Here is a 12,877-nt window from a genome sequence, read left to right as displayed (position 1 = left end):
CAAGTGTTTAACCGTCCCATCCTTGGTGGTTGTATCTAGCCGGAGCGCTGCGTGGCTGGGTTACGCTGCGGGCTCCCCATGACCTGCGGCGCGTCCCCGGCGCGACCGCTCTTTTTTTCGCTGATTGCTTCGCTACATGCGCGACCAGGCCCTGTTCGACAAGATTGACCTGCATCTGATCCGGGTGCTGCACACGGTGCTGACCGAGCGCAGCGTCTCGCGTGCCGCATTGCGCCTGGGCATGCACCAGCCGGCGGTGTCCGCTGCGCTCAAGCGCCTGCGCGACCTGGCCGGCGATTCGCTGCTGGTGCGCTCGGGCGCCCACATGCAGCCCACCGAGGCCGGGCTGCGCATGGTGCAGCCGGCCGCCGACATCCTGCGTGCGGCCGAGGGCCTGTTCAGCGATGCGCGCCATTTCGATCCCCGCACCTCCACGCGCACCTTCCGCATCGCCGCCAGCGACTACCTGGACCCGCTGTTCCTGCCGCGCCTGGTGGCCCATCTCAAGACCGAGGCGCCCGGCTGCCCCGTGGACATCCTGGCGCTCAACGGCGACGCGCACTACGAAGTGCAGCTGGCACAGGGCGATGTGGACGTGGTGATAGGCAATTGGCCCGAACCGCCGCAGGGCCTGCACATGGCCAGCCTGTTCGAGGACGAGGTGGTCTGCCTGGTCAGCCCCCAGCACCCGGCCGTGCGCCGCGGCTGGGACGCGGCCCAGTGGCTGGAGGCCGAGCACATCGCGCCCACGCCCACCTACCCGGGCGCGCGCGGCGTGATCGAGGACCAGCTGTCCCGCATGGGCCTGCAGCGACAGGTGGCGGCGCGCTGCGCGCATTTCAGCCTGATTCCCGACATCGTGGCCACCAGCCTGCTGGTGCTGACCACGGGGCGGCTGTTCTGCGAGCGCTTCAGCCAGCGCCTGCCCCTGGTGATCCTGCCCTGCCCGGTGGAGTTTGCGCCGCTGGTGTACTACCAGCTGTGGCACGCCCGCACGCACATGGGCGCCTCCACGCGCTGGCTGCGCGACGCCGTACGGCACGTGGCCCTGATGTCTCGCGCCCGCTAGGCGACGGCGGCAGGAAGCGCCTTTTTGGCGGGCAAAGTGATGGCCGATATGAGGGCCGCCAAGGCGTTTTCAAGGACTTGTGTTCCAGTTTGTTGCAGAAATTGAAAGACAATCCCAGCCATGAATCCCCCCGATACAGTCCCCCTGCCAGCCGCAGCGCCGCCCCGGCTGCAGCTGACGGGCATCACCAAGCGCTATCCGGCGGTGGTGGCCAACAACGGCATTTCGCTGACCGTGGGCGCCGGCGAAGTGCATGCCATCCTGGGCGAGAACGGTGCCGGCAAGTCCACGCTGATGAAGATCATCTACGGCGCCGTCAAGCCTGACGAGGGCCGCATCGAGGTCGATGGCAAGCCGGTCCACATCCGCAATCCCCAGGAGGCGCGCCAGCTGGGCATCGCCATGGTGTTCCAGCATTTCAGCCTGTTCGACACGCTGTCCGTGGCCGAGAACGTCTGGCTGGGCCTGGACAAGAGCCTGCCGCTGACCGAGGTGGTGCAGCGCATCGAGTCCACGGCGCATGACTACGGGCTGGAGGTCGATCCCCACCGCCCCGTGCACACGCTGAGCGTGGGCGAGATGCAGCGCGTGGAAATCATCCGCGCCCTGCTCACGCACCCGCGCGTGCTCATTCTTGACGAGCCCACCTCGGTGCTCACGCCGCAGGCCGTGGAAAAGCTCTTCGTGGTGCTGCGCCGGCTGGCGTCCGAGGGCTGCTCCATCCTCTACATCAGCCACAAGCTGCACGAGATCCGTTCGCTGTGCACGGCCTGTACCGTGCTGCGCGGCGGGCAGGTGACCGGCGTGTGCAACCCGGCCGTGGAGAGCAATGCCTCGCTGTCGCGGCTGATGATCGGCTCGGAGCCGCCCGAGCTCACGCACCGCGAATCCCAGGTCGGCGCCAGCGTGCTGCGCGTGCAGGGCCTGGCGCTGCCGCGCTCGGAGCCCTTCGGCGTGGACCTGCATGGCATCCAGCTCGAGGTGCGCGCGGGCGAAGTCGTGGGCATCGCCGGTGTCTCGGGCAATGGCCAGAAGGAGTTGCTGTACGCCCTGTCCGGCGAGGACACGCGCGCGGCGCCCGAAATGGTGCAGATTGCCGGCCGGGAGGCGGGACGCCTCGGCCCGGGCCGGCGCCGGGCGCTGGGCCTGCACTTCGTGCCGGAGGAACGCCTGGGCCGTGGCGCCGTGCCCAGCATGGGCCTGGCGCACAACCTGCTGCTGACGCGCAAGACCGCGCTGGGCGCAGGCGGCTGGATCCGCATGGGCCAGCTGCAGGAGCAGGCGCGCGCCATCATCGCGCGCTTCAACGTCAAGGCCGGTGGCCCCAACGCAGCGGCGCAGTCGCTGTCGGGCGGCAACCTGCAGAAATTCATCGTGGGCCGCGAGATCGATGCCAGGCCCACGCTGCTCATCATCTCCCAGCCCACCTGGGGGGTGGACGTGGGGGCGGCCGCGCAGATCCGCGGCGCCATCCTGCAATTGCGTGACGAGGGCTGCGCCGTGCTGGTGCTCAGCGAGGAGTTGGACGAATTGTTCGAAATATGTGACCGCCTGCATGTGGTGGCCAAGGGCCGGCTGTCGCCCTCGGTGGCGCGGGCCGATGCCACCGTGCAGCAGATCGGCGAGTGGATGAGCGGCCTGTGGGACGGTGCTGCCGCCCCGAACGTCGCCCCGAACGCCGCCAGGGGAGGCGCCCATGTTCAAGCTTGAACAACGCCCCCAGGCCTCCAGGCTGTGGACCTACGGTTCGCCCGTGCTGGCGCTGGCCATCACCGTGCTGATCGGCGTGTGCCTGTTCGTGATGCTGGGCAAGGACCCGGTGCGCGGCCTGCAGGCCTTCTTCTGGGACCCCGTCAAGTCCACCTATGCGCTGGGCGAGCTGGCCGTCAAGGCCACGCCGCTGCTGCTGATCGCGCTGGGCCTGGCCGTGTGCTTTCGCTCCAATGTCTGGAACATCGGCGCCGAGGGGCAGTTCGTCATCGGCGCCGTGGCCGCAGGCGGCATGGCGCTGCTGGCGGACAAGACCACGGGCCCCTGGATCGTGCCCGCCATCCTGGTGGCCGGCATGCTCGGCGGCATGGTCTGGGCCGGCATCGTGGCCCTGCTGCGCGACCGCTTCAACGCCAATGAAATCCTGGTCAGCCTGATGCTGGTCTACGTGGCCACCCTGGTGCTGGGCTTCCTGGTCTACGGGCCGTGGAAGGACCCCATGGGCTACAACTTCCCGCAGACCAAGACCTTCGAGCGCGTCACGCAGATCCCCAAGCTCATGCAGGGCATGCGCACCAACATCGGGCTGCTGCTGGCGCTGGCTGCGGCGGCCATGCTGTGGGTCTTCCTGTTCCGTACCCGCGCCGGCTTTGCGCTGCAGGTCGGTGGCCTGGCCCCGGCCGCCGCGCGCTACGCGGGCTTTTCCTCGCGCCGCGCGCTGTGGACGGCGCTGCTGATCTCGGGCGCCGCAGCCGGCCTGGCCGGTGCGCTGGAAGTGGCCGGCCCGCTGGGCCAGCTCACGCCCTATGTCCCGGCCGGCTACGGCTTTGCCGCCATCATCGTGGCCTTCGTCGGCCGCCTGCATCCCGTGGGCATGATCTTTTCCGCGATTCTCATGAGCATGTTCTATATCGGGGGCGAACTCGCCCAGTCGCGCCTGGGCCTGCCCAAGGCGCTGACCGGCGTGTTCCAGGGCCTGCTGCTGTTCACGCTGCTGGCCTGCGACACGCTGGTGGCCTACCGCCTGCGCTGGGTGTCCCGCACGCCTGCGGCCCCGACCGCCGCAACGGCTGCAGTCAAGGAGGCCCGCTGATGGAATCCTATGCACTGCTGCTGGGCTCCACGCTCAGCGCCGGCACCGTGCTGGCGCTGGCCGCGCTGGGCCTGCTGATCAATGAAAAGGCCGGCATCGTCAACCTGGGTGCCGAGGGGATGATGCTGTGCGCCGCCATTGCGGGCTTTGCCGCCGTGGTCCACACGGGCAGCACCACCGTGGGCTTCCTGGCCGGCATGGGCGCGGGTGCGCTGCTGGCCGCCATCTTCGGCGTGCTGGTGATCTGGCTGAACACCAACCAGTACGCGACGGGGCTGGCGCTGTCGCTGTTTGGCACGGGCTTCTCGGCCTTCCTGGGCCTGGGCTATGTGCAGGCGCGCCTGCCCGAGCTGCCCAAGTTCGCCGTGCCCTGGCTGTCCGACCTGCCCGTGGTCGGCGCGGCACTGTTCCGTCTGCATCCGCTGGTCTATGGCGCCGTGGCCATCGCGGCGGCCCTGGTCTGGTTCCTCTACCGCACGCGGGCCGGCCTGGTGCTGCGCGCCGTGGGCGAATCGCCGCAGTCGGCCCACGCGCTGGGCTATCCCGTGCGCCGCATCCGCCTGGCGGCCGTGGTCTTCGGTGGCGCCATGTGCGGGCTGGCCGGTGCCTACATCTCCACCGTCTACACGCCGCTGTGGGTGGAGGGCATGGTGTCGGGCCGTGGCTGGATCGCGCTGGCGCTGACCACCTTTGCCACCTGGCGCCCTGCGCGCGTGCTGCTGGGCGCCTACCTGTTCGGCGGCGTGACCATGCTGCAGTTCCACCTGCAGGCCACGGGCGTGCAGGTGGCCAGCCAGCTGCTGTCCATGCTGCCCTACCTGGCGACCATCGTCGTGCTGGTGCTGATCTCGCGCAATCCGGCCTGGATACGTGCCAACATGCCTGCCTCGCTGGGCAAGCCCTTCTATCCGGGCTCCTGACGCTTTCATTTTTTCCCTCCCTCCAGAACCAAAAAAGGACAAACGCATGCCCGCTTTGCGCGAACGCAACCTGAAACCTGGCCTGAAAAGCACGCTTGTGAAGATGATCGGCCTGTCGGCCATCTCGGTGGCGGCCCTGACCGCCTGCGGCAAGAAGGAAGAGGCCGCAGCGCCTGCTCCCGCTGCCGCGCCTGCCGCCCAGGCGCCGGCCGAGAAGCTCAAGATCGGCTTCATGTACGTCAGCCCCATCGGCGACGGTGGCTGGACCTTCCAGCACGAGCTGGGCCGCAAGGCCATCCAGGAGAAGTTCGGCGACAAGGTGGAAACCTCCTTCGTCGAAAGCGTGCCCGAGAGCGCGGACGCCGAGCGCGTGATGCGCGACATGGCCGGCCAGGGCAACAAGCTGATCTTCGCGACCAGCTTCGGCTACCAGGAGTTCGTGCAGAAGGTCGCGGCCGACCTCAAGGACGTGAAGTTCGAGCACGCCACCGGCTACAAGAACGCCGACAACGTGGCCACCTACGACACCAAGACCTTCGAGGGCGCGTACCTTGCCGGCATCGTGGCCGGCGGCATGACCAAGACCAAGACCGTCGGCGTCGTGGCCTCGGTGCCGATTCCGGAAGTGGTGCGCAACATCAACAGCTTCGTGCTGGGCGCGCAAAGCGTCGATCCCTCGATCAAGGCCAAGGTGGTCTGGGTGAACGAGTGGTTCGCGCCGCCCAAGGAGTCCGAGGCCGCCACGTCGCTGATCAACGGCGGCGTGGACGTGCTCTACCAGAACACCAACTCCCCGGCCGTGCTCAAGACGGCCGAGGAACGCGGTGCGCGCGCCTTCGGCAAGGACGGCGACATGAGCGCCTTCGCGCCCAAGGCCCACCTGGGCTCGGCCGTGATCGACTGGACGCCCTACTACAGCAAGGTCACCCAGGACACGCTGGACGGCAAGTGGCAGGGCGGCTCGTTCTGGTGGGGCGTGAAGGAAGGCGCCATCGACCTCGTGAAGATCGCCGACGACGTGCCCCAGGACATCAAGGACAAGGTCGCCAAGGCACGCGACGGCTTGAAGGACGGCAGCTTCGCCGTCTGGACCGGCCCCATCAAGGACAACGCCGGCAAGGAAGTGCTGGCGGCAGGCCAGGTCGGCGACCTGGGCTTCATGACCAGCATCAACTTCTTCGTCAACGGCGTCGAAGGCAAGGTGCCGGGCGCCAAGTGATCCGGCGGCAGTCCATGCACCAAGGGCCCTTCGGGGCCCTTTTTTCTGCCGCGATCCGCCAGACGGGTCCGCCCTATGCACCACGATTGTGCAAAGTCCCCAAAATGTGGTTTTCCCGCATGCCTGGCGGCTCTGGCGCAGCCGGCTGGCGCCATTCTTGCTTTATTCTCGGGACCCATCGCGGCGGGTCTGCGCCCCTGCGGACCCCGCCTTCTTCCTGCCTGCCGCAGGACCACTTGAGGAAACTTCGATGACTGATCTTCACAAACGCTCCCTGATCAAGGTGGCAGCGCTGTCGGCCGTGGCCGCCGCCGCGCTGGCCGGCTGTGGCAAGAAGGAGGAGGCCGCGCCTGCGCCCGCTCCCGTTGCCGAGGCCCCTGCTGCCGCTGCAACCGAGCCTTTGAAGATCGCCTTCGCCTACGTGGGCCCCGTCGGCGACGGCGGCTACACCTTTGCCCACGATCAGGGCCGCCTGGCGCTGGAGAAGGAATTCGGCGACAAGATCAAGACCTCCTACGTGGAGAGCGTGCCCGAGGGCGCCGACGCTGAGCGCGTGCTGCGCGACATGGCCGCCAACGGCAACAAGCTGGTCTTCGGCACCACCTTCGGCTACATGGAGCCCATCCAGAAGATCGCCCCCGACTTCCCCGATGTGAAGTTCGAGCACGCCACCGGCTACAAGACCGCCGCCAACGTCAGCACCTACGACAGCCGCACCTACGAAGGCGCCTACCTGGCCGGCATCATCGCGGGCTCCATGACCAAGTCCAATGTGCTGGGCGTGGTCGGCTCCGTGCCGATTCCCGAAGTGCTGCGCAACATCAACAGCTTCACGCTGGGCGCGCAGTCCATGAACCCCAAGATCAAGACCAAGGTGGTCTGGGTCAACGAGTGGTTCGCCCCCCCGAAGGAAACCGAGGCTGCCACCTCGCTGATCAACGGCGGCGCCGACATCCTGTTCCAGAACACCGATTCCGCCGCCGTGCTCAAGACGGCCGAGGAAAAGGGCAAGCGCGCCTTCGGCTGGGACTCCGACATGACCGCCTACGGCCCCAAGGCCCACCTGGGCTCGGCCATCATCAACTGGACGCCCTACTACACCAAGACCGTGCGCGAGATGCTGGACGGCAAGTGGAGCAGCCAGCAGACCTGGTGGGGCGTGAAGGAAGGCGCGATCGACATCGTCTCGCTGGCCGATGACGTGCCCGCCGAGGCCAAGGCGAAGATCGAAGAGGTCAAGAAGGGCCTGAAGGACGGCACCTTCCACATCTGGAAGGGCCCGATCGCAGGCCAGGACGGCAAGGAACTGCTGGCCGCTGATGCCGTGGCCGAGGACAAGTTCCTCACGGGCATCAACTTCTACGTCAAGGGCGTGGAAGGCAAGGTGCCGGGCCAGGACAGCAAGTAAGCAAGACGCCAGGCCACCCGGCGCAGGCCGGGTTGCCCGCCGCCGCCAGGGCCGCCTTCGGGCGGCCTTGGCGTTCATGCGCCGCACAGGTGCTGAACAGGTGCTGAACAGGTGCTGAACAGGTGCCGCACCTTTACCGTACTTGGACCGTACCTGTGCTGCGCATCGAGTGGGTTTATGCTCACTCCCAGCCGCGGCCTGCCCGCCGCCGCGGCACAGACAGACAGCAAGAGATTCCCCCCATGATCGAAAACTCCCTCTGGCATCCCGTGGCCCAGGCCCACGAAGTTGTCGATGCGCCGCTGGGCGTGCAACTGCTGGACCAGCCCCTGGTGCTGTGGCGCGATCCGCAAGGCCGGGTCCGCGTCTTCGTGGACCGTTGCCCGCACCGTGGCGCGCGCCTGTCCATGGGCCGTGTCGAGAACGGCCACCTCGAATGTCCCTACCACGGCTGGCAGTTCGCCGACAGCGGCCAGTGCGTCAAGGTGCCGGCCCTGCCCAGCTTCACGCCCCCGCCCTCGCAGTGCGTGAAGGCCTTCGAGGCACAGGAAGCCTACGGCCTGGTCTGGGTGCGGCTGGCCACGGGCGAGGAGCTCTCGGCGGTTCCAGCCCTGGCGGCACTTCCAGCCTTTGAAGCCGAGGCGGACGTGCAACTGCGCAAGCTCAACTGCGGCCCCTATGACGTGGCGGCCAGCGCGCCGCGCATCATCGAGAACTTCCTGGACATGTCGCACTTCGGCTTTGTCCACGAAGGCTGGCTGGGCAGCCGCGATGCCACGGCCATCGAGGCCTATGCCGTCGAGAGCACGCCCACGGGCGTGCTGGCCACGGGCTGCAAGGCCGTGCAGCCGCAGTCCAACCTGCACTCCACCAGCGCGGCCGAAGTCGAATACACCTATGAAGTCACCGCGCCCTATGCGGCCGTGCTGACCAAGCTCCCCGAGTCCGGCAGCACCAAGGCCGGCTGGCGCGAGTCCATCGCCCTGTTCATCTGCCCCCTCACGCCCGAGACCAGCCGCGTCTGGTTCCGCCTGGCCGTGGCAGACTTCGACTCGCCCGACGCACAGCTGCAGCAATTCCAGCACACCATCTTCTGCCAGGACCAGCCCGTGCTGGAATCGCAGCAGCCCAAGCGCCTGCCGCTGGACCCGCGCGCCGAAATGCACTCTGCGGCCGACCGCATGTCCTCCGCCTACCGCCGCTACCTCCGGACCAGCGGCATCACCTTCGGAGTCTGCTGATGCACACCGTACCCACCGTGGATGCAGCGCATCTGCCCCAATTGCTCAAGGCCATGCCCAAGGCCGAGCTGCACATGCACATCGAAGGCTCGCTGGAGCCCGAACTGATCTTCGCCCTGGCCCAGCGCAACGGCGTGAAGCTGCCCTACGCCAGCGTGGAAGACCTGCGCCGCGCCTATGCCTTCACCGACCTGCAGAGCTTTCTGGACATCTACTACGCCGGCGCCAGCGTGCTGCTGTACGAGCAGGATTTCTACGACATGGGCCGCGCCTACCTGGCGCGTGCCGCGCAGGACAACGTGGTCCACGCCGAGATCTTCTTCGACCCCCAGACCCACACCCAGCGCGGCGTGGGCATGGAGACCGTGATCAACGGCCTGTACCGCGCCTGCCGCGATGCGGAGATAGAGCAGGGCATCTCGTCGGCGCTGATCCTGAGCTTTCTGCGCCACCTCAGCGAAGAGGATGCCTTCGCCACGCTGGAGGCCGCGCTGCCGCTGCGCGACCGCTTCATCGGCGTGGGCCTGGACAGCAGCGAGGTCGGCAACCCGCCCGAGAAATTCGCACGCGTGTTCGCCCGCTGCCGCGAGCTGGGCCTGCACCTGGTGGCCCATGCGGGCGAGGAGGGACCTCCCGCCTATATCTGGGGCGCGCTGGACGTGCTGCATTCCGAGCGCATAGACCATGGCGTGCAGGCCGCACGCGACGAGGCCCTGATGCAGCGCCTGGTCCGCGACGGCGTGCCGCTGACCGTGTGCCCGCTGTCCAACCTCAAGCTGTGCGTGGTGCCAGACCTGGCCCAGCACAACCTGCCCCAGCTTTTGGAGGCGGGGCTCAAGGTCACGGTCAATTCCGATGATCCGGCCTATTTCGGCGGCTATGTGAACGAGAACTACCTGCAGCTGTTCGCCGCCACCGGCATGAACTCGCAGCAGGCCTGGCAACTGGCGGTCAACAGCTTTGAGGCCAGCTTCGTCACGCCCCAGCAGCGCGCCCACTGGATGCGCCAGCTGGAGGCCGTGTTCACGCGCTACGCCGCCCTGGCCTGAGCCCGTTCAGGCCAGTGCCTGCCTGAGGCGCTCGGCATGGTCCTGCAGCGCCTGCATGCCGGGCTCCTTGCGCGGCCAGCCCAGGCCCACGCCGTCGCCCTCGTGGCGCGGCAGCACATGCAGGTGGAAGTGGAAGACGGTCTGCCCACCGGCAGCGCCATTGGCCTGGAACAGGCTGATGCCATCGGGGTCGAACGCTGACTGCACGGCGCGTGCCACGCGCTGGGCCGTGCGCATCACGGCGCCGGCCTCGTCTGGCGTGAGGTCCAGCAGGGTCACGGCATGGCGCTTGCTGGCCACCAGCACATGGCCGGGATTGACCTGGCCGATGTCCATGAAGGCGATGGTCTGCTCGTCCTCGAACACCTTGGCGGACGGAATCTCGCCCGCCACGAGGCGGCAAAAGAGGCACTGCCCCGGGGGCGAGGTATCGACGAACATCGGCATGGTCCTGTACTCCTTGGTGGTTGCTTGGGTTGGAATTTGCCGACGATCTTAGTGGACGGTATCTGCCGTCCCTTATGGAGGCCATAAGCGCAGGCCCAGGCAGCCCTCGGGGCCGCTGCCTATAATCGCGCCCCGCACCGGCCGCTGCCCACGGCCGGTGCGTTTTCATTTCCGGGCCATGTAGAGGAACACCATGTACAAAAACCTCGCCGCCGCAGTCGCGGCCGCAAGTCTTGTATCCACGGCCTTGTCCCAAGGCCATCCCGCCCCTTCATCCCCCGCAGGTTCCGCGCCTCTCAAGGCCGCCTTCGTCTATCTGACCCCCGTGCTTGACGCTGGCTGGACGCGCCAGCACGACGAGGGCCGGCGCGCATTGCAGGCGGCGCTGGGCCCGCGCGTGCAGACCCGCGCCGTGGACAGCGTGCCCGAAGGCCCCGACGCCGAGCGCGTGCTGCGCGACCTGGCCGCCAGCGGCAACCAGCTGATCTTCACCACCAGCTTCGGCTACACCGAGTCCGTGATGCGCGTGGCGCGCGACTTCCCGCAGGTGAAGTTCGAGTCGGTCACGGGCTTCAAGCGCGCCGACAACGTGGCCACCTCGAACGCACGCTACTACGAGGGCCGCTATCTGTCGGGCATTGCCGCAGGCCGCGCCAGCAAGACGGGCGTGGCCGGCTTCGTGGTCGGCTTTCCGATTCCCGAGGTGCTGCAAGGCATCAACGCCTTCACGCTGGGCATGCGTTCGGTCAATCCCAAGGCCACGGTCAAGGTGGTGTGGCTGGACACCTGGTTCGACCCGCCGCGCGAGCGCGATGCGGCCATGGCGCTGTTCAACGGCGGCGTGGACGTGGTGTCCTTCCAGGTCGCATCCACCGCCGTGATGCAGGCCGCCCAGGAGCGCGGCCGCATGGCGATTGCCTACCACTCCGACATGCGCAAGGACGGGCCCGACGCCCAGTTGCTGGCCGTCACCCATCAGTGGGGCGACTACTACACGGCGCGCGCCCGCGCCGTGCTGGATGGCCGCTGGAAGAGCCAGGACACCTGGGGCGGCGTGCGCGAGGGCATGATCCGCGTGGAGGGCTTCGGCCCCAGGCTGCCGCCCGCCGTGCGCGAGGAAGTGCTGCAGCGCCAAAAGGACATGGCCCAGGGCCGCCTGCAGCCCTTCAAGGCCGGCGACCAGCCGGTGCGCGACAACCAGGGCCAGGTGCGCATTCCTGCCGGCAAGCAGCTGGACGATGCGCAGATCCTGCAGATGAACTGGCTGGTGGAAGGCGTGCAGGCCACCCTGCCCAAGTGATGCGGCCTGCGGGGCGTCCGATCCTGGCGTAAACCCTAGGATGGCGCCTGCCGATGGCGCCTATAGCGCTGCGGATATGGCATCTGCCTAGCCGCCCGCTAAGCTTGGCGGCATGCAAATCTACCGTTCCTCATTGCTGCGTTTTGCCGACGATGGCCAGGCGCTCTACGACGAAGACGGCCTGCTGGCCGTCGCCCCGGATGACAGGGGGCAGCAGCGCGTCGTCGCCGCCGGCAGCTGGCAGGCGCTGCAGGCGCAGTTCACCGGCCAGCCGGGCGCCGAACTCACCCATCTGCCGGGCCGCATCCTGGCGCCGGGCTTCATCGACCTGCACATCCACTATCCGCAGACCGATGTGATCGGCGCGCCCGCCGCCGGCCTGCTGCCCTGGCTGGAGAAATACACTTTTCCGCACGAGTCGGCCTTTTGCGAACGCGCCCATGCCGACAGCGTGGCCGAGTTCTTCCTGGACGAGCTGCAGCGCAACGGCGTGACCACGGCGCTGGCCTTTGCCACCTCGCACCCGGGCTCGGTCGATGCGCTCATGGGCGCGTCGCAGGCGCGCGGCATGCGCATGATCACGGGCAAGGTGCTGCAGGACCGCCACAGCCCCGACGGCGTGCGCGACCAGACCGAGCAAAGCCTGATCGACACCGAAACCCTGATCCAGCGCTGGCATGGCGTGGACCGCCTGGGCTACGCGATCACGCCGCGCTTTGCCCCCACCAGCACGCACGAGCAGCTGCGCGGCGCGGGCGAACTCGCCGCGCGCTACACCGATGTCTGGATCCAGTCGCACGTGGCCGAGAACCTGGACGAAGTGCGCTGGGTGGCCGAGCTCTTTCCGCAGGCGCGCAGCTACCTGTCGGTCTACGACGACTTCGGCCTGATGCGCGAGCGCGCCGTCTACGCCCACTGCATCCACCTGGACGACGAAGACCGCGCCCTGATGCGTGAACGCGGCACCGCCGCGGCCGTGAGCCCCACCAGCAACCTGTTCCTGGGCAGCGGCTTCTTCGACTTTGCGCGGGCCGATGCCGCGCAGTTCCTCTACGGCCTGGCCAGCGACGTGGGCGGCGGCATGAGCTTCAGCCCTTTCCGCACCATGCAGGCCGCCTACGTGGCGGGCCGCGAGGGCCAGACCAAGCAGGGCCTGAGCCTGTCGCCGGGCAACCTGTGGTGGCAGCACACGGCGGGCGCGGCGCGTGCATTGGGGCTGGCGGGCCAGGTGGGCAATCTGCAGCCGGGCTGCGAGGCCGACTTCGTGGTCATCAACCCGGCCTGCACGCCGCTGCTCGAACGCAAGACCCGCCAGGCCGAGAGCCTGGACGAGCTGCTGTTCGCCATGATCATCCTGGGCGATGACCGCCTGATCGAGCGCACCGTCGTTTCTCAAGCAAAATAGCGCCTTTGCGCCAGTG

Annotated in this window: 11 protein-coding genes; 10 read left to right on the top strand and 1 reads right to left on the bottom strand. The window is 68.0% G+C overall.

The genetic code is table 11. From position 1 onward, the window contains the following. Positions 1-136 precede the first annotated feature (136 nt). The 8 genes from ACFPFG_RS09935 (at position 137) to ACFPFG_RS09900 (ending at position 9,709) form a co-directional block, all read left to right on the top strand. Positions 137-1,069, top strand: a complete 933-nt coding sequence (locus ACFPFG_RS09935; RefSeq protein WP_183017656.1) for a LysR family transcriptional regulator — start codon at positions 137-139, stop codon at positions 1,067-1,069. Positions 1,070-1,189: 120 nt separating this feature from the next. Then, entirely contained in the window at positions 1,190-2,779 is a 1,590-nt protein-coding gene (locus ACFPFG_RS09930) for an ABC transporter ATP-binding protein (protein ID WP_183017657.1), read from the top strand. Continuing rightward, the gene (locus tag ACFPFG_RS09925; RefSeq protein ID WP_183017658.1) at positions 2,766-3,872 is read left to right on the top strand and encodes an ABC transporter permease; all 1,107 of its coding nucleotides are present in this window, start codon (positions 2,766-2,768) and stop codon (positions 3,870-3,872) included. Before ACFPFG_RS09930 ends, ACFPFG_RS09925 begins: the two co-directional genes overlap by 14 nt. Next, positions 3,872-4,792: an ABC transporter permease gene (locus ACFPFG_RS09920; protein WP_183017659.1), complete on the top strand. Its 921-nt coding sequence runs from the start codon at positions 3,872-3,874 to the stop codon at positions 4,790-4,792. The genes ACFPFG_RS09925 and ACFPFG_RS09920 overlap by 1 nt, the downstream gene beginning before the upstream one ends. Before the next feature lie 46 nt (positions 4,793-4,838). Continuing rightward, on the top strand, positions 4,839-6,011 hold the full coding sequence (locus ACFPFG_RS09915; RefSeq protein WP_312379684.1) for a BMP family ABC transporter substrate-binding protein: 1,173 nt from the start codon (positions 4,839-4,841) through the stop codon (positions 6,009-6,011). Between the two features lie 250 nt (positions 6,012-6,261). Continuing rightward, on the top strand, positions 6,262-7,419 hold the full coding sequence (locus tag ACFPFG_RS09910; RefSeq protein ID WP_012204065.1) for a BMP family ABC transporter substrate-binding protein: 1,158 nt from the start codon (positions 6,262-6,264) through the stop codon (positions 7,417-7,419). Positions 7,420-7,661: 242 nt separating this feature from the next. Beyond that, positions 7,662-8,660, top strand: coding sequence for an aromatic ring-hydroxylating dioxygenase subunit alpha (locus ACFPFG_RS09905; protein WP_197957099.1), 999 nt, complete (start codon positions 7,662-7,664; stop codon positions 8,658-8,660). After that, complete coding sequence (locus ACFPFG_RS09900) at positions 8,660-9,709, top strand: adenosine deaminase (protein WP_183017662.1); 1,050 nt, start codon at positions 8,660-8,662, stop codon at positions 9,707-9,709. Before ACFPFG_RS09905 ends, ACFPFG_RS09900 begins: the two co-directional genes overlap by 1 nt. Positions 9,710-9,715: 6 nt before the next feature. Here ACFPFG_RS09900 and ACFPFG_RS09895 read toward each other — a convergent pair whose 3' ends face one another. Continuing rightward, the gene (locus ACFPFG_RS09895) at positions 9,716-10,156 is read right to left on the bottom strand and encodes an HIT family protein (RefSeq protein WP_183017663.1); all 441 of its coding nucleotides are present in this window, start codon (positions 10,154-10,156) and stop codon (positions 9,716-9,718) included. Between the two features lie 193 nt (positions 10,157-10,349). Between ACFPFG_RS09895 and ACFPFG_RS09890 the strand changes: the two genes are divergently transcribed. Beyond that, a complete protein-coding gene (locus tag ACFPFG_RS09890) occupies positions 10,350-11,456 on the top strand; it encodes a BMP family ABC transporter substrate-binding protein (protein ID WP_183017664.1) in 1,107 nt (368 codons plus the stop codon). Between the two features lie 112 nt (positions 11,457-11,568). After that, positions 11,569-12,861 carry a guanine deaminase gene (gene guaD / locus ACFPFG_RS09885; RefSeq protein ID WP_374618378.1) on the top strand — a complete coding sequence of 431 codons (1,293 nt, stop codon included), beginning with the start codon at positions 11,569-11,571 and terminating at the stop codon, positions 12,859-12,861. Positions 12,862-12,877 lie beyond the last annotated feature (16 nt).

Source organism: Delftia deserti (genome assembly GCF_042653485.1).
GTDB lineage: Bacteria > Pseudomonadota > Gammaproteobacteria > Burkholderiales > Burkholderiaceae_C > Comamonas > Comamonas acidovorans.
The sequence above is the reverse complement of the archived record's forward strand: the minus strand, read 5'-3'. Positions and strand labels throughout refer to the sequence as shown.

Coding starts and splice junctions, on each gene's coding strand:
- ACFPFG_RS09890 (WP_183017664.1), top strand. CDS start 10,350: ATGTACAAAAACCTCGCCGCCGCAGTCGCGGCCGCAAGTCTTGTATCC.
- ACFPFG_RS09930 (WP_183017657.1), top strand. CDS start 1,190: ATGAATCCCCCCGATACAGTCCCCCTGCCAGCCGCAGCGCCGCCCCGG.
- ACFPFG_RS09925 (WP_183017658.1), top strand. CDS start 2,766: ATGTTCAAGCTTGAACAACGCCCCCAGGCCTCCAGGCTGTGGACCTAC.
- ACFPFG_RS09935 (WP_183017656.1), top strand. CDS start 137: ATGCGCGACCAGGCCCTGTTCGACAAGATTGACCTGCATCTGATCCGG.
- ACFPFG_RS09895 (WP_183017663.1), bottom strand. CDS start 10,156: ATGCCGATGTTCGTCGATACCTCGCCCCCGGGGCAGTGCCTCTTTTGC.
- ACFPFG_RS09905 (WP_197957099.1), top strand. CDS start 7,662: ATGATCGAAAACTCCCTCTGGCATCCCGTGGCCCAGGCCCACGAAGTT.
- guaD (WP_374618378.1), top strand. CDS start 11,569: ATGCAAATCTACCGTTCCTCATTGCTGCGTTTTGCCGACGATGGCCAG.
- ACFPFG_RS09920 (WP_183017659.1), top strand. CDS start 3,872: ATGGAATCCTATGCACTGCTGCTGGGCTCCACGCTCAGCGCCGGCACC.
- ACFPFG_RS09915 (WP_312379684.1), top strand. CDS start 4,839: ATGCCCGCTTTGCGCGAACGCAACCTGAAACCTGGCCTGAAAAGCACG.
- ACFPFG_RS09900 (WP_183017662.1), top strand. CDS start 8,660: ATGCACACCGTACCCACCGTGGATGCAGCGCATCTGCCCCAATTGCTC.
- ACFPFG_RS09910 (WP_012204065.1), top strand. CDS start 6,262: ATGACTGATCTTCACAAACGCTCCCTGATCAAGGTGGCAGCGCTGTCG.